General features: G+C 74.8%; 18 protein-coding genes and 1 pseudogene. 7 read left to right on the forward strand and 12 right to left on the reverse strand.

The window, feature by feature from the left end; translation table 11 throughout:
- Positions 1-27: 27 nt before the first annotated feature.
- Positions 28-204, forward strand: a pseudogene (locus GA0070609_RS34785) (RNA polymerase sigma factor); the annotation flags it as partial.
- Positions 205-320: 116 nt separating this feature from the next.
- Here GA0070609_RS34785 and GA0070609_RS04670 read toward each other — a convergent pair.
- The 3 genes from GA0070609_RS04670 to GA0070609_RS04680 all read right to left on the reverse strand — a co-directional run bounded on the left by GA0070609_RS04670 (position 321) and on the right by GA0070609_RS04680 (position 3274).
- A complete protein-coding gene (locus tag GA0070609_RS04670; protein WP_088992650.1) occupies positions 321-1241 on the reverse strand; it encodes a TIGR03621 family F420-dependent LLM class oxidoreductase in 921 nt (306 codons plus the stop codon).
- A 75-nt stretch (positions 1242-1316) separates the two neighbouring features.
- Positions 1317-2648: a low temperature requirement protein A gene (locus tag GA0070609_RS04675; protein WP_088992651.1), complete on the reverse strand. Its 1332-nt coding sequence runs from the start codon at positions 2646-2648 to the stop codon at positions 1317-1319.
- 47 nt (positions 2649-2695) lie between these two features.
- Entirely contained in the window at positions 2696-3274 is a 579-nt protein-coding gene (locus GA0070609_RS04680) for a TetR/AcrR family transcriptional regulator (protein ID WP_331716915.1), read from the reverse strand.
- 186 nt (positions 3275-3460) lie between these two features.
- Here GA0070609_RS04680 and GA0070609_RS04685 point away from each other — a divergent pair, with 186 nt between their 5' ends.
- On the forward strand, positions 3461-4408 hold the full coding sequence (locus GA0070609_RS04685) for an SDR family NAD(P)-dependent oxidoreductase (protein ID WP_088992652.1): 948 nt from the start codon (positions 3461-3463) through the stop codon (positions 4406-4408).
- Between the two features lie 64 nt (positions 4409-4472).
- Here the strand turns inward: GA0070609_RS04685 and sucB are convergent, their stop codons facing one another.
- Both sucB and lpdA read right to left on the reverse strand, forming a co-directional pair.
- Positions 4473-6320 (reverse strand): 2-oxoglutarate dehydrogenase, E2 component, dihydrolipoamide succinyltransferase, encoded by a 1848-nt coding sequence (gene sucB, locus GA0070609_RS04690; protein ID WP_088992653.1) that lies wholly within the window; start codon positions 6318-6320, stop codon positions 4473-4475.
- Positions 6321-6393: 73 nt separating this feature from the next.
- The gene (lpdA, locus tag GA0070609_RS04695; RefSeq protein ID WP_088992654.1) at positions 6394-7785 is read right to left on the reverse strand and encodes a dihydrolipoyl dehydrogenase; all 1392 of its coding nucleotides are present in this window, start codon (positions 7783-7785) and stop codon (positions 6394-6396) included.
- 179 nt (positions 7786-7964) lie between these two features.
- On the opposite strand from lpdA, the gene GA0070609_RS04700 reads away from it, so the two are divergent.
- Positions 7965-8294, forward strand: coding sequence for a hypothetical protein (locus GA0070609_RS04700; protein ID WP_088997497.1), 330 nt, complete (start codon positions 7965-7967; stop codon positions 8292-8294).
- 166 nt (positions 8295-8460) lie between these two features.
- Here GA0070609_RS04700 and GA0070609_RS04705 read toward each other — a convergent pair whose 3' ends face one another.
- The gene (locus GA0070609_RS04705) at positions 8461-10032 is read right to left on the reverse strand and encodes a leucyl aminopeptidase (RefSeq protein ID WP_088992655.1); all 1572 of its coding nucleotides are present in this window, start codon (positions 10030-10032) and stop codon (positions 8461-8463) included.
- A gap of 161 nt (positions 10033-10193) precedes the next feature.
- Here GA0070609_RS04705 and gcvT point away from each other — a divergent pair, with 161 nt between their 5' ends.
- Positions 10194-11324: a glycine cleavage system aminomethyltransferase GcvT gene (gcvT, locus tag GA0070609_RS04710; protein WP_088992656.1), complete on the forward strand. Its 1131-nt coding sequence runs from the start codon at positions 10194-10196 to the stop codon at positions 11322-11324.
- A gap of 107 nt (positions 11325-11431) precedes the next feature.
- On the opposite strand, the gene GA0070609_RS04715 is transcribed toward gcvT, so the two are convergent.
- From GA0070609_RS04715 to GA0070609_RS35005, 4 genes are all read right to left on the reverse strand, one after another.
- A complete protein-coding gene (locus GA0070609_RS04715; RefSeq protein WP_088992657.1) occupies positions 11432-12721 on the reverse strand; it encodes a DUF2314 domain-containing protein in 1290 nt (429 codons plus the stop codon).
- Positions 12722-12788: 67 nt separating this feature from the next.
- Positions 12789-13562, reverse strand: a complete 774-nt coding sequence (locus GA0070609_RS04720; protein ID WP_088992658.1) for an adenosylcobinamide-GDP ribazoletransferase — start codon at positions 13560-13562, stop codon at positions 12789-12791.
- The gene (locus GA0070609_RS04725; RefSeq protein ID WP_088992659.1) at positions 13552-15438 is read right to left on the reverse strand and encodes a bifunctional adenosylcobinamide kinase/adenosylcobinamide-phosphate guanylyltransferase; all 1887 of its coding nucleotides are present in this window, start codon (positions 15436-15438) and stop codon (positions 13552-13554) included. The genes GA0070609_RS04720 and GA0070609_RS04725 overlap by 11 nt, the downstream gene beginning before the upstream one ends.
- Positions 15439-15542: 104 nt before the next feature.
- Positions 15543-17624: a protein kinase domain-containing protein gene (locus GA0070609_RS35005; protein WP_331716916.1), complete on the reverse strand. Its 2082-nt coding sequence runs from the start codon at positions 17622-17624 to the stop codon at positions 15543-15545.
- 146 nt (positions 17625-17770) lie between these two features.
- Here GA0070609_RS35005 and GA0070609_RS04735 point away from each other — a divergent pair, with 146 nt between their 5' ends.
- A complete protein-coding gene (locus tag GA0070609_RS04735; protein ID WP_088992660.1) occupies positions 17771-17971 on the forward strand; it encodes a hypothetical protein in 201 nt (66 codons plus the stop codon).
- Positions 17971-18762, forward strand: coding sequence for a site-2 protease family protein (locus GA0070609_RS04740; RefSeq protein WP_088992661.1), 792 nt, complete (start codon positions 17971-17973; stop codon positions 18760-18762). The genes GA0070609_RS04735 and GA0070609_RS04740 overlap by 1 nt, the downstream gene beginning before the upstream one ends.
- Before the next feature lie 63 nt (positions 18763-18825).
- Here the strand turns inward: GA0070609_RS04740 and GA0070609_RS04745 are convergent, their stop codons facing one another.
- Positions 18826-19824, reverse strand: coding sequence for an aldo/keto reductase family protein (locus GA0070609_RS04745; RefSeq protein ID WP_088992662.1), 999 nt, complete (start codon positions 19822-19824; stop codon positions 18826-18828).
- A gap of 69 nt (positions 19825-19893) precedes the next feature.
- Positions 19894-20550: a TetR/AcrR family transcriptional regulator gene (locus GA0070609_RS04750; protein WP_088992663.1), complete on the reverse strand. Its 657-nt coding sequence runs from the start codon at positions 20548-20550 to the stop codon at positions 19894-19896.
- A gap of 149 nt (positions 20551-20699) precedes the next feature.
- On the opposite strand from GA0070609_RS04750, the gene GA0070609_RS04755 reads away from it, so the two are divergent.
- On the forward strand, positions 20700-21179 hold the full coding sequence (locus GA0070609_RS04755) for a quercetin 2,3-dioxygenase (protein ID WP_088992664.1): 480 nt from the start codon (positions 20700-20702) through the stop codon (positions 21177-21179).
- Positions 21180-21216: the final 37 nt, after the last annotated feature.

The following is a 21216-nucleotide window of genomic DNA, read 5'->3' on the forward strand; positions in this document are numbered from 1 at the left end:
GACGAGGAGTACGTCGAGTACGTCTCGGTGGCGCTGAGCAGGCTGCGGCGTTCCGCGTACTTGCTGTGCGGTGACGTGCATCGCGCCGACGACATCGTGCAGTCCGCCCTGGTGACGGTCTACTTGCGCTGGTCGAAGATCAGGAGGGTCGAGAACCTCGACGGATATGTGCACCGGATCCTGGTGCGCCGCTACCTCGACGAACACCTCCGCCGCTGCCCTCAACGACGAAGGCACGCAGGTCGCCGGTCTGAGTGGGCACAAGCCGGTGCTGTGGAGCTGCCCGACAGGTGCGGACTGAGGGCCGAAGGGCCGATCACTCACCCGGTGCTGGCCAGGCGGGCCAGCACCGGGGTGAGCGGGTCGAGCGCGTCGACGCGTACGACGAAGCGGGTGACGCCCCAGCGGCGCCGGTGCTCGGCGACCGCCGCGACGATCTCGTCCTCGGTGCCGATCAGCACGAACGGGGTGGCCAGCAGTTCGGCGACGGTCAAGCCGGTCTCCTCGGCGGTCTTCGCGGCGGCCGCCTCGGCGTCGTCGGTCACCACGACCTGCTGCACCAGCGCCTCCAGCGCCGGCGGCTCGGCCCGCCCGGCCGCCCCGGCGGCCACGCACGCCAACTGGTGCTCGATCTCCGCCGCCCGCCAGCGCACCTCGTGCTGGTGCCCGTCGGGCAGCGTACGGCCCAGCCCGGCCAGCCCGACGACGTCGGCGTGGGCGCCCGCCCAGCGCAGCAGCGTGGAGTTCGCCCCGCCGAAGGTGAGCGGGATCCGCCGTACCGGGCGCGGGGTCTCCAGCCGGGCCGCCCGCATCGCCAGCTCCGGGGTGTCGACGGTGACCTCGTCGCCGTCGAGCAGGGCCCGGACCGCCTCGGCGACGGCCACGCAGCGGCGGACCCGACCGGCGACGTCGGGGCGCTCGCGGCCGATCCCGCGCCATTCCGCCGGCGTGTGACCGGCACCGAGACCGAGCCGCGCCCGGCCGCCGGAGAGCAGGTCGAGGGTGGCCACGTCCGAGGCGAGCAGCATCGGCTCGCGGACACCGGCGTTCGACACGTACGACCCGAGGCCGATCGTGGAGGTCACCGCGGCCGCGGCGGCCAGCGCGACGAACGGCGACGCGACCGCGCCGGGGTGGTCGGCGGCGAGCAGCGCGTCGTAGCCGGCCGCCTCGGCCCGCCGGGCCAGGTCCAGCCAGCCCGGGCCGTCGGTCGGCTGGGCCTGGAGGGAGAAGATCGCCATTCGCCCACCCTGCCGCCCGTCCGCCCCGGGTGGCCAGCCGAACCACCCCGTTTCTGCTACCGGCAGACCCGCGGCTCAGGTGGAGGGCTCGTGCTCGGCGTGGTCGTGCCAGCGGGCGCGGACGGCGGCCTCGTGCGCCTCGTGCTCGGCCTTCTCCTGGAAGACCACGTCACGCAGGGCGCGCCGGGAGTCGGCCAGCACCACCACCTCTACGGTCACCAGCCCCACGCAGATCGCGGTCAGCAGGGCGAGCGCGGCGAGCCCGGGCAGCCGCCCGGCGACCGGGATGGCGGCGATCAGCAGCACCACCGTGCCGAGCCGGCTCCAGGAGAGCGTGCGCAGGGTGCGCAGCTGGAAGAGCATGTTGGCGGAGAGGTAGCAGGCCACCCCGCCGAAGAGCAGCGGTACGCCCGGGCCGTGCGGCGCCTCGGACAGCGGCACGTCGGGGTCGGCGATGTCGTGCACGATCTCCTCGGCGCCCAGCGCGAACAGGATGATGCCGGCGATCATCACCAGGTAGAAGTAGGCGTAGGCGTCCCGCGCCATGGCGACCCGGGAGCGGCCCTTCGCCACGTGCAGCGCGATCCGGGCGGCCGGCCCGACCACGTCGTAGTGCGCCCACCAGAGCGCGGCGGTGAAGAAGATGCCGAGCACCGCCGCCGCGACGGCCGGCCAGGTCGGCGGCTGGCCGAGCAGGTTGCTGCCGACGCCGACCGAGATCACCGACTCGCCCAGGGCGATGATCAGGATGAGGTCGTACCGCTCGGTCCAGTGTTCCGCCGAGGTCACCGTCCAGCCCCAGGCCCCGGCGACCAGACCCATGCCGTACTGGAGCACGACCACGCTGACCCAGAGGCCGTCCCGCACCCCGTCGGCGAGGCCGGGATCGTCGATCAGCGGTGGGATCAGCGCGGCGCCGACGAGCAGCAGCGTGCTGGCCACCAGTTCGGGCGAGTACTTCAGCAGCAGCCGGCGCTCGCCGGGCCGCTCCTTGGCGACGTGCCAGTAGAGCAGCAGGTGCACGGCCCGGATCACCAGGTAGCTGATCGCGACCACCATCGGCCCGGCGGCCATCTCCTGGGTCGGGCCGAACGCCTGGGGCAGCGAGAGCGCGAAGCAGAACAGGGCCGCCATGGCGAGGACCATCAGCGCGGGGACGAAGCCCTCGCCGAGCCGGACCCGGGTGGCCACCACGCAGTGCACCACCCAGACCCACCAGAGCACGGCGAGCACCAGCATGGCGTGCAGCAGGCTGCGGCCGGTGACGTCCATCGCGGTGGCCCGGGTGATGATGAAGAACGAGAAGACGAAGACCAGGTCGAAGAAGACCTCGAACCGGTCCACCCGGGCGCCGGGGGCGATCGAGATGGCCGGGCCCAACCGTCCGCGCCGCCGGTCTCCGCCCATCAACCCACTGTCGCAGCGCGCCCACCACCGGGGAGGCGAAATCCGGCTCAGCCCGGGGACCGGTACCGCAGTCCGTCCATCAACAGATCGAGCAGTCGGCTCGCCTGCTCCCGCTGGGCTGGCTCACCGGCGGCGAGGGAGACCCCGCTCAGCCCGGCCAGCACGTCCTCCGGCCGGACGTCCGGCCGCACCGCGCCGGCCGCGGCGGCCGCGTCGAGCAGCCGGGTGAGCGTGGCGATCAGCCGGTCGCGGCTCTGCGCGTACGGGTTGCTGCCGGCGACGATCACCATCCGCAGCGCGTCGGCCATGCCGCGCTTGGTGGCGAGGTAGTCGACGAACCGGTCCATCCAGGCCCGGGTGGCCGCATCGGGCGGCAACTGCCCGAGCAGGTCCTCCGCCGAGTCGCAGAGCTTGGCCAACTCGTTGCGGTACGCCGCCTCGACCAGCGCCTCCCGGGTGGGGAAGTGGCGGTAGAGGGTGCCGATGCCGACCCCGGCGTCCTTGGCGACGGCGTCCAGGGTTACCTCCGCGCCGGGTCGGGAAAACGCCCGTACCGCGGCGTCGAGCAGTCGCTCGCGGTTGCGTCGCGCGTCGGCGCGCAACGGTCGGGGGGCGATCTCCGGCACGGCTCCTCCTGGTGTCGTCCACGGCCTGCAGGCCGGCGTCCACGGCCCGCAGGCCGGCGTTCACGCCCGCGGGGCCGGTTGGCAAACGGAGGCTCCTCCGGTTAGCCTCGGTCGTAACGGAGGATCCTCCGCTTCTCATCGTAGCGGCCGGGTGCGGGTCCGCGCCGGGCCGGACAAGGACGGATCATGACCACCAGCACACCTGTCAACACGCCCTTCACCAGCGAGAGCACGGCCCTGGAGGTGGTGCGGGGCATCGACCTCGCCGGGCGGCGAGCCGTCGTCACCGGCGGCGCCTCCGGCATCGGCGTGGAGACCGCCCGCGCGCTCGCCGCCGCCGGAGCCGACGTCACCCTGGCGGTACGCAACCCCGAGGCCGGCCAGCGGGCCGCCGCGGAGATCACCGGCAGCACCGGCAACGACCGGGTCCTCGTCGCCCCGCTCGACCTGGCCGACCTGGCGTCGGTGGCCACCTTCGTGTCGACCTGGGACGGCCCGTTGCACATCCTGGTCAACAACGCCGGCATCATGGCCTCCCCGGAGATGCGCACCCCGCAGGGCTGGGAGATGCAGTTCGCCACCAACCACCTGGGCCACTTCGCGCTGACCACCGGGCTGCACCGGTCGCTGGCCGCGGCCGGCGGCGCGCGCGTCGTCTCGGTCAGCTCGGCCGCCCACCTGCGCTCGCCGGTGGTCTTCGAGGACATCCATTTCGAGCGCCGCCCGTACGACCCGTGGCTGGCGTACGGGCAGTCCAAGACGGCCAACGTGCTCTTCGCGGTGGACGCGACCCGACGCTGGGCCGACGACGGCATCCTGGTCAACGCGCTGATGCCGGGCGCGATCCGGACCAACCTGCAGCGCTACGTCAGCGACGAGGACCTGGCCCGGATGCGGGCGCAGAGCGGCGGCGGGGCCGCGCAGTGGAAGACCCCGGAGCGGGGCGCCGCCACCTCGGTGCTGGTCGCCACGTCGCCGCTGCTGAACGGCGTCGGCGGCCGCTACTTCGAGGACTGCCAGGAGGCCGGCCCGAACCAGCCGGGCACCCGCACCGGCTACGCCCCGTACGCCCGGGACCCGGAGGCGGCCGGGCGGCTCTGGCAGGTCTCGGAGGAGACCCTGCGGGCGGCCTGACCGCCCGCCGAGACGACGAAAAGGGCGCCCCGGTCACCGGGGCGCCCTTTCGCGTACTACCGAACTACAGGCCCAGCTCGGCCTCGAAGTTGCCGGCCTCCAGCCGCTCCTTGACCGCGGCCAGGAAGCGGGCCGCGTCCGCGCCGTCGATCAGCCGGTGGTCGTAGGAGAGGGCCAGGTAGATCATCGACCGGACCGCGACGACCTCGCCCAGCTCCGGGTCGTTGACCACGACCGGGCGCTTGACCACGGCACCCGTGCCGAGCATCGCCGACTGCGGCGACGGCACGATCGGGGTGTCGAACAGGGCGCCCCGGCTGCCGGTGTTGGTCAGCGTGAAGGTCGCCCCGGCGATCTCGTCCGGGCTGATCTTGTTGGTCCGGGTGCGCTCGGCCAGGTCGGCCACCCGCTTGGCGATCCCGCCCAGGTTCAGGTCACCGGCGTTGTGGATGACCGGCACCAGCAGACCCCGCTCGGTGTCCACGGCGATGCCGAGGTGCTCCGCGTCCGGGTAGGTGATCGTCCCGCCCTCGAGGTCCATCCGCGCGTTGACGATCGGGTACGTCTGCAGCGCCTCGACCGCGGCGAGGGCGAAGAACGGCAGGAAGGACAGCTTCACGCCGTGCCGCTGGAGGAAGGAGTCCTTGGCCCGGGCCCGCAGCTTGGCGATCTTGGTGACGTCCACCTCGACCACCGTGGTGAGCTGCGCCATCTCGTGCAGCGACTCGTGCATCCGCTTGGCGATGGCCGCGCGGATCCGCGGCAGCTTCTCAGTGGTGCCCCGCTTCGTGCTCGGGGTCGGCTTCGCGGCCGGCTTGGCCGGGGCCGCCGCCGGGGCGGGCTGCGCCGGAGCCGCCTTCGCCGCCTTGGCCCGCTCGGCCGCCTCCAGCACGTCCTGCTTGCGGATCCGGCCACCCACGCCGGTGCCGTTCACCGAGGACAGGTCGACGCCGTGCTCGCTGGCCAGCTTGCGCACCAGCGGGGTCACGTAGCCGGCCGCCTCCTCGCCGCCACCCTGGGCGGGCGCGGACGGGCGCTGCGGCGTCGCCGTGGGGGCCGGGGGAGTGGCCCGCTGCTCGGCCTGCGCCGGCTGGGCAGCGATCTCGGCCTCCGCCGCCGGCTCGTTGTAGGACAGGCCCGGCGTCGGCTCCTGCACCTGCGGCTCGGGCTTCGGCTCCGGCTTGGGCTCGGGCTTGGCCTCGGCCTTGGGCTCCGGCTTCGCCTTGGGCTCCGGCTTCGCCTCGGGCTGCGGCTTCGGCTCGGGCTTCGCCTCGGCCGGAGCCGCGCCGGCGGCACCGATCACGGCCAGCTCCGCACCGACCGCGGCGGTCTCGTCCTCGGCGACCTTGATCTCCAGCACGGTGCCGGCGACCGGGGACGGGATCTCGGTGTCCACCTTGTCGGTGGAGACCTCCAGCAGCGGCTCGTCCACCTCGACGGTCTCGCCGACCTGCTTGAGCCAGCGGGTGACCGTACCCTCGGTGACGCTCTCGCCGAGGGCCGGCATGGTGACCGGGGTGCCTCCGCCCGACGGCGCCGGGGCGGCCTGGGCCGGCGCCGGCTCCTCGACGGCCGGCTGCTCGGCCTCGGCCTGCGGCTCCGCGGCCGCCTCGGCGGCCTGCTCGGCCGGCTGCTCCTGCGGCGGGGCGGCCTCGCCGCCGCCGGCGGCCTCGCCCTCACCGGAGATCACCGCCAGCTCGCTGCCGACCTCGGCAGTCTCGTCCTCGCCGACCACGATCCGGCTCAGCACGCCCGCCGCGGGGGACGGGATCTCGGTGTCGACCTTGTCCGTCGACACCTCGAGCAGCGGCTCGTCGACCTCGACGGTGTCGCCCTCCTGCTTGAGCCAGCGCGTGACGGTGCCCTCGGTGACGCTCTCGCCGAGCCGGGGCATGGTGACCGATACCGGCATCTCTTAAGACTCCTTCATTCCCCTGGTGCGATCTCGCCCGTCTGCCGCCGGACGCCGCGGAATCAATTCTCGATCAGGCGTGCGCGTGCAGCGGCTTGCCGGCGAGGGCCAGGTGCGCCTCGCCCAGGGCCTCGTTCTGCGTCGGGTGGGCGTGCACGAGCTGCGCCACCTCGGCCGGGTACGCCTCCCAGTTGTAGATGAGCTGCGCCTCGCCGACCAGCTCACCGACCCGGGCGCCGACCATGTGCACGCCGACCACCGGGCCGTCCTCCACCCGGACCAGCTTCACGAAGCCGGCCGTCTTGAGGATCTGACTCTTGCCGTTGCCACCCAGGTTGTAGTTGTACGTCTTGACCTTGTCGGCGCCGTACTGCTCCTTGGCCTTCGCCTCGGTGAGGCCGACCGACGCCAGCTCCGGGTCGGAGTAGGTGACCCGCGGGATGCCGGCCTCGTCGATCACGGCCGGGTTCTGGCCGGCGATCTCCTCGGCCACGAAGATGCCCTGCTGGAAGCCGCGGTGCGCGAGCTGGAGGCCGGGCACGATGTCGCCGACCGCGTAGACGTTCGGCACGCTGGTACGCAGCCGCTCGTCGGTCAACACGTAGCCGCGGTCCATCTTGACGCCCTGCTCCTCGTAGCCGAGGTTGGCGGTGTTCGGGCCGCGGCCGACGGCCACCAGCAGCAGTTCGGCCTCGACGGTCTCGCCGCCGGCGATGGTCACCTTGACGCCGTTCTCGGTCTTCTCGACCTTCTCGAACGGCTTGCCGACCTTGAAGTTGATCTTCCGCTTCCGGAAGGCCCGCTCCAGCGCCTTCGACGACTCCTCGTCCTCGGCGGCCACCAGCCGGGGCAGCGCCTCGATGATCGTCACGTCCACGCCGAAGGACTTCCACACGCTGGCGAACTCGACGCCGATCACGCCGCCACCGAGCACGATCGCCGAGGCCGGGACCCGGTCCAGGGTCAGCGCGTGGTCGCTGGTGATGACCCGCTCGCCGTCGATCTCCAGGCCGGGCAGGCTCTTGGCGTACGAGCCGGAGGCCAGCACGACGTTGCGGCCGGTGTAGCGCTTGCCGTCGACCTCGACGACGTTCTTGCCGACCAGCTTGCCGGCGCCAGCCACGAAGGTGATGTTCTTGGCGCCGCCGACCAGGCCCTGCAGACCCTTGTAGAGCCGGGCGACGACGCCGTCCTTGTACGAGTTGACCGCCGCCATGTCGATGCCGACCAGCTCGGCCTTCACGCCGAACTGCTCCGACTCGCGGGTCTGGTCGGCGATCTCGGCGGCGTGCAGCAGGGCCTTGGTCGGGATGCAGCCGTTGTGCAGGCAGGTGCCGCCGAGCTTGCCCTTCTCGACCAGCGCGACGGAGAGGTTCAGCTGGGCGGCCCGCAGCGCCGCCGCGTAGCCGCCGCTGCCACCTCCGAGGATGACGATGTCGAAGGTTGCGTCGTTCGGCTCGCTCACGTCCAACTCCCAGGTCGCGTCGCTGCATCGGGGGTCACGGCGGGGTCACACGGACACACCCCACCTCGGTCATCTTGTCACCACCGGGCACAGGGCGCGTAGTGAGGTGCCCAACGACACGTCCGTGACACGTACGCTTGGCGCGACCTTCGATGGACGCACTGTGGGGAGACGGGTCGGTGGGACTGTTCCGACGACGCAAGCAGGCGCGCGCGACGAGCCTCGACCGCGCCGCCGATAGCGCCGATCTGGAGCATCTTGAGAACTTTGTCCGGACCAGGCGCGGGGTCGAGGCGTACATCGAGCCGCGGACCACGGTCACCGAGACCACGGTGATGCTGATCGCCGACGACGGGGAGTGGACCCGCCGCCGGATCGACGGCCCGGACGGCGCCCGCCGGTTCGCCCACCGGATGGGCATCCCGATCTACGACGTCCGCCTGATGGGCTATCCCCAACGGATGCGCGACTTCAACGAGCGCCGCAAGCGCCGCCCCGACCTGTACTGACCCGCCGCGCCGCACCGCCGCACACCGCGAGACCGCCGCGCACCCGGCCGGGCGCCGCGCCGCCCGCCGGAAGGCGGCTCAGACACGGAAAGAGTGGCCATCCCGCCCGGGATGGCCACTCTTTCGGTGAACGTGCGCGGGTCGTCAGCCCGCCGACGGGGCTGGGTCAGCCGTTGGCGGCGATGTCGTCGACCAGGTGGACCAGGGTGCGGACCGGGACGCCGGTGCCGCCCTTGGTCCAGTAGCCGGTCGGCTCGCCCGAGTGGTAGCCCGGCCCGGCGATGTCGATGTGCGCCCAGGCCACGTCGTCGGCGACGAACTCGCGCAGGAACACGCCGCCCTGCAGCATGTGGCCGGCCCGGTCCATCCCGGCGTTGACCTGCGAGATGTCGGCGACGTCGGAGTCCATGCCCTTGCGCACGTCGTCCGGCAGCGGCATCGGCCAGGCCGGCTCGCCGGTCGCCTCGCCGGCGGCCTTCACCCGCTCGCACAGCTCCGGGCTGCCCATCACGCCGGCGATCTTCTTGCCCAGCGCGATGACCTGCCCGCCGGTCAGGGTGGAGGTCTCGAAGAGGTAGTCGCAGCCGTCCGCGCAGGCCCGGGCGATCGCGTCGGCCAGGATCATCCGGCCCTCGGCGTCGGTGTTGAGCACCTCCACCTTCTTGCCGTTGAACATGCTGATCACGTCGCCCGGCCGGTACGACGTGCCGGACGGCATGTTCTCCGCCATCGGCAGGTACCCGGTCACCGCCACGGACGGCTTGAGCGCGGCGATCGCCAGCATGGCGGCGCCCACCGCGGCGGCCCCGGCCATGTCGGACTTCATCTCCCACATGCCCTGCGCCGGCTTGATCGAGATGCCGCCGGTGTCGAAGGTGATGCCCTTGCCGACCAGCGCGACCCGCTTGCCGCTGCCACCGCCGGCCGGGGTGTAGCTGAGCTTCACCAGCCGCGGCGGAGCCTCCGAGCCCTGGCCGACGGCGATGATGCCGCCGTAGCCGCCGGCGCGCAGCGCCGCCTCGTCCAGCACCTCGACCTCCAGCCCGGCCTCCCGGGCGGCGGTGGCCACCGCGTCGGCGAAGGCCGGCGGGCGCAGCTCGTTCGGGGCGGTGTTGACCCAGTCCCGGCTGCGCCGGACGGCGTCGGCGACCGCCTGGGCGCGGGCCACCTCGGCCTGGGCGGCGGCGTCGCCCGCGTCCGGCACGGCGATCAGCACCTCGGCCACCGGCTCCCGGCGGGTCGGCTGCGGCCGGGTCTTGTAGCCGGCGAACCGGTAGCCGCCGAGCAGCGCGCCCTCGGCCACCGCGCGCAGCGCGGTCGCGGCGTCGGCGTCGTCGGGCACCGGCAGGGCGAGAGCCACCCGGGGCGCGCCGGCCAGGGCCCGGACGGCCGCGCCGGCGGCCCGGCGCAGGGTCTCCGGAGCCGGGGCGGCGCCGGAGGGCTCCGGGCCGAGCCCGACGGCGGCGATCACCGGGGCGGTCACCGTGCCCAGGGTGGCCAGCTTGACCACCTCGCCGGGGCCGCCGGTCGCGCCGAGCAGCGCCAGCGTCTCGGTCAGCTTGCCGTCGAAGGCGGCGGCGATGCTCTCCGCGCCGCTGGCGAGCAGCAGGGTGCCGGCGAGGCCGCTGGTGGCGTCCTGCTCTCCGGTCTGGCTGTGCACGCCGATCACGATCGCGTCGACGGCAAGCTCGGCGGGGTCGGTGTCGACCAGGCTCAGGGTGGTGCTGGGCGATGTCACTGAAGCTACTCCGGGCGGGCCGGGCCGGCCGCGTCGTCGCGTACCGGCGATGAAGGTCTCCGGCGGACCGTACCCGCCGGACGTCGGGGCTGTCCCGCCGACGGCTCCGGCGGGTCCCGCCGATGCTAACCAGCCGGTCCGCTGCCGGTAAGTTGCCACCCATGACCGACGTGACCTCCGACGCCGCCGCGACCCGGCTGCGCCGTTCCCCGCTGCACGAGCGGCACACCGCTCTCGGCGCCAAGTTCGCCCCGTTCGGTGGCTGGGAGATGCCCCTGGAGTACGCCGGCGGCGGGGTGCTCAAGGAGCACACCGCGGTGCGTACCGCGGTCGGCGTCTTCGACGTCTCGCACCTGGGCAAGGCGCGGGTGACCGGCCCCGGCGCGGCGGAGTTCGTCAACGCCTGCCTGAGCAACGACCTGGGCCGGATCGGGCCGGGCCGGGCGCAGTACACGCTCTGCTGCGACGACGACACCGGCGGCGTGGTGGACGACATCATCGCCTACCTGCACGGCGACGACCACGTCTTCCTCATCCCGAACGCCGCGAACACCGCCGAGGTGGTGCGCCGGCTGCGCGCCGCCGCGCCGGCGTCGGTCACGGTCACCGACGAGCACGAGGCGTACGCGGTCCTCGCTGTGCAGGGGCCGCGCTCGGCCGAGCTGCTCGACGCGCTCGGCCTGCCCACCGGGCACGAGTACATGAGCTTCTCCACCGCCACCCTGGACGGGGTGCCGCTGACCGTCTGCCGCACCGGCTACACCGGCGAGCTGGGCTACGAGCTGGTGGTGCCGGCCGAGCACGCCGTCGCGGTCTGGGACGCGCTCTTCGCCGCCGGCGCGGCGTACGAGCTGCGCGCCTGCGGGCTGGCCGCCCGGGACACCCTGCGCACCGAGATGGGCTACCCGCTGCACGGGCAGGACCTGTCGCTGGAGATCAGCCCGGTGCAGGCGCGCTCCGGCTGGGCGGTCGGCTGGGACAAGCCGGCCTTCTGGGGCCGGGACGCGCTGCGCGCCGAGAAGGCGGCCGGCCCCCGGCGTACGTTGCGCGGCCTGGAGGCCGTCGACCGGGCGATCCCGCGCCCTGGCATGACGGTGCACGTCGGCGACACGGCGGTCGGCACCGTCACCAGCGGCACCTTCTCGCCGACGAAGAAGCAGGGCATCGCCCTGGCCCTGCTGGACACCGCCGCCAACCTTTCCGACGGCGACCTGGTCGAGGTCGACATCCGCGGCCGCCGCGCCCAGATGCGCGTCACCCGCCCCCCCTTCATCCACCCCTCCGTCAAGTAACCCGCCCTCTCACCTCGTTGATCATGAGGTTAGCGGCGCTAACGGAGATCGACATCGCCGTCAACCTCATGATCAACGCCGAGGGGGGGGGCGGGGGTGGGGGCGGGTCAGGGGGTGGGGGGTTCGCCGGAGTCCAGGACGGCCTGGGTCCACCCGCCTTCGATGACGCCGGTGCCGTCGAGCAGGGCCCAGTCGACGACGTCGGCGGCTTCCACCACCACGGGGGCGCCGATCCGGACGGTCGGGTCGGTGTGCGCGTCGCTGGCGCTGGCGCCGACGATCCGCTCCGGCGACTCCCACGCGGTCACCCCGGCCCAGACGAACTCCGGGCCGTCGTCGCCGGGCAGGCCGTACTTGACCACCAGCTGGGTCTCCGGCGGCAGTTGGCCGGTGACGAACCGGGCCCGGATGTCGCCGAGCCCGGCGCGGGCGGTCGCGATCGCCCGGCTCATCGCGTCGCCCGAGCGGGCGTAGCGCACGTCCGGCTGGATGCCGGAGAAGAGGGTGGCGCAGGCGGCGGCGTAGTAGCGCCCGGCCGGCCCGGGATGACCGGCGGGCGGGTGCAGGCTGAGGAACGAGTCGGCGTCCGGGTCGGTGGCCGGGTCCAGCTCCAGCCGCAGCAGCACCGGCGCGGTCGCCCCGTGCTGCTCCGGATTGCCGTACGCCACCGCGATGTCGTGCCCGGTCACCGTGGCCAGCACGGGCAGCTGCACGAACGCCGGCACCTCCTCGCCGGCCAGCCCGTCGGTCCAGTCCCGCAGCAGCCGCCGTGCGGCGCCGGTCATCACCGCGCCCCAGGCCCGGGTGAGGTGGTCCGGCACCCCCTGGGTCTGCAGTTCCAGCAGCCCGAACCGGCGCAGCCCCTTGGTGGTGAACCAGAGCCCTTCGGCGTCCGAGGAGTACGGCACCAGCACCCAGTCGACCAGCCGGATCCGCCCCCGCTCGTCGGGGAGCGACCGCAACGCCGTCGCCGGGTCGAGGAACTGCAACCCGAAGACGTCCACCACGTCGCCGTGCACCGACTCGGCGACCGCGGCGGCCACCGCCCGCGCCGCCCACTCGTGCGCCGGCGGCCAGCCGGGCCGGTACTCGGCCTGCACCACCACCAGGTGGCTGGCCGCGGCCAGCCGGTCCAGCTGCGCCTTGCTGGCGCCGAACGCGGTGAGCAGGTCCGGCGGCAGCTCGGGGAACTCGCCCACCGACCGGGTGTCCACGCTCATCAGCGGGCTGTCCAGCATCTGCCGGGCCAGGCCGTACACGGGATCGGCCAGCCGGCCCTTCAACGCCTCCACCGCGGTCTTCGGACGGACCCTCGGCAACCCGGCCATCGGCACCAGGTAGGTGGCGCTCAGCGACTCCGGCACCGGTACGGGCAGGAAGTCGTCCGTGATGAGCATGATCGTTCCCCCGGTCGGCCGCACCGTGCTGTCGTGGGAGAACGCTACCCGCCGCGGCGCGCCGGACTCAGCTGGACAGCACGAGTCCCAGGTAGACCAGCGTGGTGACCAGCTCCACGGTGGCGCCGAGCACGTCGCCGGTGATCCCGCCGAGGCGGCGTACCACGTGCCGCAGCAGGGCCGCCGCCACGGCGACGGCGGCGAGCACGGCGAGCGGCCCCTGCCACGGGCGGTCCGGCACCGCGGCGACCGCCACCAGCGCGACGGCGGCCGTGCCGGCGACCAGCGCGACCGGTCCGACGGTCCCGGCGACCAGCGCGCCCAGCCCTTCCGGCCGGGCCGCCGGCACGCCCCGCCGGCAGGCCACGGCGACGCCGAGCCGGCCGGCGGCGGTCGCCGCCACCACCGCCGCGAGCGCCGCCGGCCACGACCGCCCGGCCAGCTCCGCGAGCGTCGCGGCCTGCACCAGCAGGACGACCACCAGCGCGACCACCCCGAACGGCCCCACGTCCGGCTTCTTCATGATCTCCAGCGCGGCCGCCCCCCGCCGGTACGACCCCAGCGCGTCGACCGTGTCGGCCAGCCCGTCCAGGTGCAGACCCCGGGTGAGCAGCGCGCCCGCGCCAACGGTCACCCCGGCGGCGACCAGCGGCGGCGCGACCGCGACCAGGAGCAGCAGCAGCCCGGCGAGCAGCGCGCCCAGCAGCGCCCCCACCGCCGGGGCCAGGGCCATCGCGGTGCCCGCCACCGACCGGTCGATCCGGCCGGCGCGCACCGGCAGCGTGCTGAAGGTGGTCAGCGCCAGCCGCGCCCCGTCGGCGAGCCGCCGGTCAGCCGGCACGCCGGCCGGACGGGTCCACCGGTTGGCCGTCCGGTTCGGTGGTGGTCGGCCCCGGCCCGGCCGGCTCCGGCTCGACGAACTCGCGCTCGTCCTCCTCCTCGTCCTCGCCCGGCTCCGGCTCCTGCCGGCCGGAAGCGCCGGCGGTGAGCGAGGGGCGGGTGGGCAGCGTGGCGGCCAGCGCCAGCACCGAGCGCAGCAGCGGGAGCGCGGCCAGCGCGTTCGCCCCCTCGCCCAGGTCGAGCCGCACGTCCAGCAGCGGGGTCAGGCCCAGCACGTCGGCGGCGAGCCGGGCGGCCGGGTCCCCGCCGTGGTCGGCCAGCAGGCACCAGTGCCGGGCCTGCCCGGCCAGGTCCCGGCTCACCATGCCGGCGGCGAGCCCGACCGGGCCGTCCAGCATCACCGGCACCCGGCGGGCCGTCGCGCCGAGCAGCACGCCGGTGGCGATCGCGATGTCCCCGCCGCCCAGCTCGGCCAGCACGTCCTTGGCGCCGCGCGGGGAGCGGCGGGTGCGGTGCAGCGCGTCGCGGACCGCCGCGCACCGCTTCATCCAGGCCGCGTCGTCGATCTCGCCCGCGTCGGTCAGCACCCGGCCGAGCACCGCGGGCGGCTCCGCGCCGGCGGTCGCGGCGAGCACCGCCGCCGCCGCTGCCTCGGTGCCGGCGCCGCACGCGGCCAGCACCAGCAGCCGTACGCCCGCGTCGGCGGCCTGTTCGGCGAGCCGCCAACCCTCGCGCAGGGCCGCTTCGACCTGTTCGCCGCTCAGCGCCGGCTCGTCCTCCATGGGCGCGGCGGCCGGCGCCGCCACCACCTGCAGGCTCGCCCCGCACTCGGCCGCCAGCCGGGCCAGCGCGCCCTCGCCGGCCCGCGCCTGCCGGGCCCGCCGGGCGGACTCGCCGGTCACCGTGCCGGCGGACGCCCCGCCGGCGTGGTCGCCGTGCAGCAGCAGCACCCGCACCGAGCCCCACGGGGCCGGGGTCGGGGTGCCCTGGGTGGCGGCGGCGAACCCGACCACCCGCTCCAGCGCGCCGAGCCCGGCGCCGGGCACGTCCAGCGTGGCCAGCCGCTCGATCGCCTGCGGGCCGGCGTACTCGTCGGGCATGGGCAGTTCCATGCCGGGCTGGATGACCAGGCCGGTGGCGACCATCGGCAGCGCCATGGTGGGCGCGGCCCACGCCGTGGCCGGCTCGGCGGGCGGGGCGGCCGGTGGCGGCGGGGTCGGGGTCAGCACCTCCGGCAGCGCGGCCGGCTCGGCCGCGACGGCCGCGCCGTTGACCGCCGGCCCGGCCGGGGCGGGGCCGGCCTGGGCCGGTACGCTCGCCGCCCGCGCCGGGGTGGGCTTGAGCCAGGCCGGCTGGCCGGCGACCACCAGCACGACCGCGTCACAGGCGTCGGCGACCGCCCGGTTGGCCGCGCCGAGCGCGTCGGTGAACGCCCGGCCGAGCGGGGTGGTCGGCACCAGGGAGAGCCCGACCTCGGGGCTGACCAGCACCAGCCGTGCCGCGCAGGAGCGCACCGCGGCGGCCAGCTCGGCGATGGTGGCGGTGTCGTCGGCCGGCTGGTGAGCCGGGTCCAGCAGCACGGTCACCCAGCCGCCGAGGTCGTCGACGAGCAGCGTCTCGTTCGGCGCGGCGGCGGCGATCACGTCGGCCAGCCGGCGCGGGTCGGCCGCGGTCTCCTCGGTGCTCCACGTCTCCGGGCGGCGGGCCCGGTGCGCGGCCAGCCGGGCGGCCCACTCGGCGTCGTCCGCGGACGCGTCCGCGGCGGTGGCCACGTAGCGGACCGTGGGCGCGTCGGCGACCAGGGACTCGGCGAACTCCGACTTGCCGGACCGGATGCCGCCGAGCACCAGGACCGTGTTCCACCCGTCAACGGACATGCCCGTACCTTAAGGCCGCCCGGCGCCCGCCCGCCGGCCGGCCCGCGTGCCGGCCGCCCGCTTCCGCGGGCCGCTCCGCCCGGCCGGCGCGCCGGCCCCGACGGTCAGCCGCAGTGCTCGAAGCCGCTGCCGTAGCTGGCGCCGCCGGTGGACCCGCCCCACTTCACGCACACCCCGGCCGCCTTGGCCTTCACCGGCCCGGCGTAGTACGCGAACGAGCCGCTGTCGGTGCTGCGGGCGCGTCCCCGCACCTCCAGGTACGCCGACGCCGCGGTCTTCGTGCCGACCGCGGTGTCCTTCATGGTCACCACGCAGTTGTAGCCCGTGCCGGCGTGGTAGAGCAGGTAAACCCGGCCCTTGCGGACGCCCGAGACGGTCAGCGACGCCGAGTCGATCACCTGGTAGCCGCTGCCGCACGCCTGGGCCGGCGTGTACGGGTTCGGCTTCTCCGGCCGGCTGGTGCTCGGCGTGGCGCTCGGCTGGGTGCTGGCGCCGCCGGTCGGCGCCGGCCCGCCCGGCGGCGGGGCGGTGGGCCGCCCGGGCGTACCGGACGGCGCCGGGGTGGCGGACGGGCTGCCGCCCGGCGTCGGCTCGGTACCCAGCCGGCCGTTGCCGTCGGTGGGGGCCGGAGCGGGCTCGCCGGTCATCGGGTCGGCCGAGCCGCCGGTGAGCGCGGCCGGCCGGTCCCCGTCGCCGGGATCCCCGGCGAAGAGCGTCGTCGCCGCCACCACGCCGACCACCAGCAGCAGCACGGCGGCCGCCGCGCCGACCAGCGCGATCCGGCGTCGGCCCGGCCGCGGCTCGACCGGGTCCTCCCGGGTGGGCGGCAGCCCCCAGGCGTCGGCGCCGGGCTGCCCCGGTGTGGGCGCCGGCGGGCCGGCCGGCGCCCGGCCGGGCGCGAAGCCGGCGGCCGCGAAGCCGGACGGCGCGCCGCTGGGCGGCGACACCGGCGCGGGGTGGGCTCCGGACGGCGAGACCGGCGTGGCGGCCGGCCCGGACGGCGAGACCGGCGCGGCGGCCGGCCCGAACGGCCACACCGGCGCGGTGGTTGGTCCGGCGGGCGGCGGCGGGACCGGACCGGGCGGCGAGACCGGCGCGGCGGCGCTCCCCGTCGGCGGGCCGGATGGCCCGGTGAGCCCGGCGGGCGGCAGCTGCCCGGCCGGCGCAGGCGTGGCCGGTGCCGGGCCGCTGGCGGACGTACCGCCGAACGAGCCCGAGCGGTCCGCGGCCGGCGGTGGCGTCGCAGCGGCCGGGCCGGCGCCGGAGACCGGTTCGACGGCCAGCGGCGGGGTGACGGTGGGCGAGGGGCCGGCGACCGCCCACGGCGGGCGGGCCGAGACCGGGATCGACGCCAACGTGGCGTCCCGGGTCTCGGCGGCGGCCTCGGCGAGCGCCGCCGCGCTCGGGTACCGGTCGCCGGGGCGCTTCGCCATCGCCCGCTCCACCAGCGCGACCACCGCCGGCGGGGTGCCCGGCGGCAGCGGCGCCGGCTCGTCCTGCTGGTGCCGCAGCGCCACCTGCAACGGGTTCTCGCCCTCGAACGGCGGTCGCCCGGCGAGGCAGAAGTACGCCACCGCCCCGAGGGCGTAGACGTCGGTCACCGGCGAGACCGGCTGACCGGTGGCCTGCTCCGGCGACATGTACGTGGCGGTGCCGAGCATCGTGTGGGCGGCGGTGATCCCGGCCGTGCTGCCCGAGCGGGCGATGCCGAAGTCGACCAGCACCACCCGGCCGTCGGGCTTGACCAGCAGGTTGCCCGGCTTGACGTCCCGGTGCACGATGCCGGCCAGGTGCGCGGCGTGCAGCGCCTCGGCGGCCTGCGCCACCACCGACATGGTCGAGGCGGCGTCCAGCCGGCCGGCCCGTCGGATCCAGGTGCCCAGCGGCTCCCCGGCGACGTACTCCATCACCAGGTAGTCGACCTCGCTGCCGTCGGCGAGGGTCGCGCGCCCGACGTCGTGCACCGCCACCACGCCGGGGTGCCGCAGCGCCGCCAGCATTCGTGCCTCGGCCCGGAACCGGGTGGTGAACTCGGGATCGGCGGTCAGCGCCGGCAGCAGCACCTTCACCGCCACCTCGCGTTCGAGGAGGAGGTCCGTGCACCGCCAGACCGCCCCCATGCCGCCGGTGGCCACCCGTTCGCCCAGCCGGTACCGCTCGCTGAGCACCACGCCTTGAGTCAGCACCGGGCCACGGTACCGGCCGGCTCCGTCAGCCTGGATCAAGCCCCGGCCCCGGTCCCGCGGGACGAGCGAGCGACCGCCGTCGGTCCGGCCGACTACGCTGGCGAGGGTTCGTCCCACGGGACATCAGCGGCGAGGGGAGACGCGGCATGGCGTGGAGCTGGCGGTACGAGGGCACGAACGGCGAGTCGGTCGAGGGGCCGGCGGAGTCGTTCGGCAGCCAGGCGGATGCCGAATCCTGGATCGGCCAGACCTGGCGCGAGCTCGCGGCGTCCGGCGTCACCTCGGTCGCGCTCGTCGAGGACGACCGGGTGGAATACCGGATGAGCCTGCTGCCCGCGGCGGAGTGATGGGTTCCGACCGCCCGGGGTCGCTGGTGCTCGGGATGCCCCGGGCGGCGTTCCGGCCCAGCCCGGTGTTCCTCGCCCTGGTGGCGCTCTTCGTCACCAGCGGGGTGCTGACCTGGCAGCGGTTCGGCAACGTCCGGTTCGACGTCTTCCTCTTCGTCGTCTCCGGCTGGCTGGTCTCGCTCTGCCTGCACGAGTACGCCCACGCGGTGGTGGCCTACCGGGCCGGCGACCGGGGCGTGGCGCACCGCGGCTACCTCACCCTGAACCCGCTGAAGTACAGCCACCCGCTGTTGTCCATCGCGCTGCCGGTGCTGGTGGTGCTGCTCGGCGGGATCGGGCTGCCCGGCGGGGCGGTCTGGGTGGACCGGCACGAGATCCCCGGGCGGCTGCGGCACACCCTGGTCAGCCTCGCCGGGCCGGCCACCAACGTGCTGTTCACCCTGATGCTGGTGGTGGTGCTGCGGCTGGGCGCCGGCACCGGCGGGCCGGTGGAGTTCTGGGCCGCCGTGGCGCTGCTGGCCTTCCTCCAGCTCACCGCGAGCGTGCTGAACCTGCTCCCGGTGCCCGGCCTGGACGGCGGCAACATGATCCAGCCCTGGCTGAACCCGCAGTGGCGCCGGATGTACGACCTGTTCGCCCCGTACGGCTTCATCCTGCTGTTCGCGCTGCTGTGGAACCCGCGGATCAGCGGCTGGTTCTTCGACCTGGTCTTCGGCGTGGGCGACCTGCTCGGGCTGCCGCCCTGGCTCTACGCCACCGGCCTGGATCTGATCCGCTTCTGGCAGGGCTGATCGCCCGTACCCGACCGGCCCGACCGGCTCCCGTCAGCGGGATGCCGGCCGGGCCGGCAGGTGTCACGGTCGCTGCGCGGGGCTCTCGGTCCGGGCCGGGTCGCGCTCGACGATCGGGTCGATGATCTCGTCGATCGCCTTGAGCAGGTCGGCGTCGAGCTTCACCCCGGCCGCCTTGACGTTGTCGTGCACCTGCTCCGGGCGGGACGCGCCGACGATCGCCGAGGAGACGTTCGGGTTCTGCAGCACCCAGGCGATGGCGAGCTGGGCCATGCTGAGCCCGGCCTGCTCGGCCAGCGGCTTGAGCCGCTGTACCCGGGTGAGCACGTCGTCGGTCAGGAACTTGGCGATGAAGCCCGCGCCGGACTTCTCGTCGGTAGCCCGGGAGCCGGCCGGCGGCGGCTGGCCCGGCAGGTACTTGCCGGAGAGCACGCCCTGCGCGATCGGCGACCAGACGATCTGCCCGACGCCCAGTTCCTCGCTGGTGGGGACGACCTCGGACTCGATGACCCGCCAGAGCATCGAGTACTGCGGCTGGTTGGAGACCAGCGGGATGCGCAGCTCACGGGCGAGCTGGTGGGCCTCGCGGAGCTGCGACGCCTTCCACTCGGAGACGCCGATGTAGAGCGCCTTGCCGGAGTGCACGACGTCGGCGAACGCCTCCATCGTCTCCTCCAGCGGGGTGCTGTAGTCGTACCGGTGGGCCTGGTAGAGGTCCACGTAGTCGGTGCGCAGCCGGCGCAGCGAGCCGTTGATCGACTCCATGATGTGCTTGCGGGACAGGCCGCGGTCGTTGCGGCCCGGCCCGGTGGGCCAGTACACCTTGGTGAAGATCTCCAGGCCCTCGCGCCGCTCGCCCTCCAGCGCGCGGCCGAGCACGTCCTCGGCCCGGGTGCCGGCGTAGACGTCGGCGGTGTCGAACGTGGTGATGCCGGCGTCCAGGGCGGCCCGGACGCAGGCGAACGCCGCGTCCTCCTCGACCTGCGAGCCGTGGGTGATCCAGTTGCCGTACGAGATCTCGCTGACCATCAGGCCGGAACGGCCCAGGTGTCGGAATTCCATGGCTCCGACCCTAGCCCCGGCCGGCAGGCGGCTGCCCGTCGGCCGACCGGGCGCGGCTGACGAACGCCGTCAGGCGGGCAGCAGGACGTCCCGCATCCGCGCGGCGAGCCATCGTCGGAAGGAGTCCTCGGGCCAGCCGCAGTGCAGCACCAGGGCCGCGTAGTGCGCCGGGTCGTTGTAGAACCACAGCTCGTCGACCGCCCGCTCGACGTCGGCGCCCTGGCGCAGTGGGCCGAAGGTGCGTACCTGCTCGACCACCATCCGGGCGCCAGCCCGCCGGTTGCGCAGCAGGGTCTCCCACACCTCGGCCACCTCGGGGGTCTCGTCGGCCGCCCGGCGGACGGTCTCGAAGGCCCGCGCGGCGCGCCCGCCGATCAGCGTGCACACCCCGGCGTAGCCGTCGAGCACCTCGCCCTGGCCGCGGGCGTCCCACACCGGCCGGAACCAGGGTCGCTGGGCCACCGGCACCGGCTCGTCGTCGCCGGCCAGCGCCTGGTCGAGCACCTGGCGCAGCAGCGCCGCCTTGGAGCCGAAGACGGCGAACACCGTGGGCCGGGCCACGCCGGCGGCGGCGGCCACGTCGGCCAGCGAGGTCGCCGCGTAGCCGCGGGCCACGAAGAGTTCGGCGGCGGCCGCGACCACCGCCTGGCGGGTGCGCCGCGCGCTCTCCTCGCGGACCCGGGACCGGTACGGCCGGGTCGGCTTTCCGTCCTTGACGTCGCCCATCAGGACGCGATACTAACAATGTATTCACTAGACCACTGACTATCCAATATCGCGCCGTCTGCCGAAGGTGGTGCCGACATCGCGCCGGCTGCTCGGGCGTGGCGATGTCGCGCCGGCTGCTCTGGGCGGCGCCGACCGGAGGAGGCGGCATGTCCGTCAGCCCGTACTTGCGCCGTCCCGACGAGGGGGAGGCGTACTGGTTCCTCGGCAACCTGGTCACGATCAAGGCCGCGGGCGCGCAGACCCGGGACCAGTTGACGGTGGCCGAATTCGTCAACCCGCCGGGCTTCGCGCCGCCGCTGCACCGGCACCAGTTGGAGGACGAGATGTTCTACGTCCTCTCCGGCACCGCCCGGTTCCACTGCGCCGACCAGACCTTCGAGGCCGGGCCGGGTGACTTTGTGCTGCTGCCGGTCGGCCTGGCCCACACCTTCACGGTCGGGGCGGACGAGCCGCTGCGGGCGCTGCAGCTCACCACCCCCGGCGGGTTCGAGCGGTTCGCCGCGGCGGCCGGCGTGCCGGCGCCCGAGTTGCGGCTGCCGGATCCGCTGCCCATCGATCCGGCCGCGCTCGGGCACGCCGCCGCGCGGAACGGCATCGAACTGCTGGGACCGCCGCCGGGGCGGTGACGGCGTGCTCGGACGACGGTGGTGCCCGGTGCCGGAC

This window comes from Micromonospora echinaurantiaca (assembly GCF_900090235.1).
GTDB classification, from domain to species: Bacteria; Actinomycetota; Actinomycetes; order Mycobacteriales; family Micromonosporaceae; genus Micromonospora; species Micromonospora echinaurantiaca.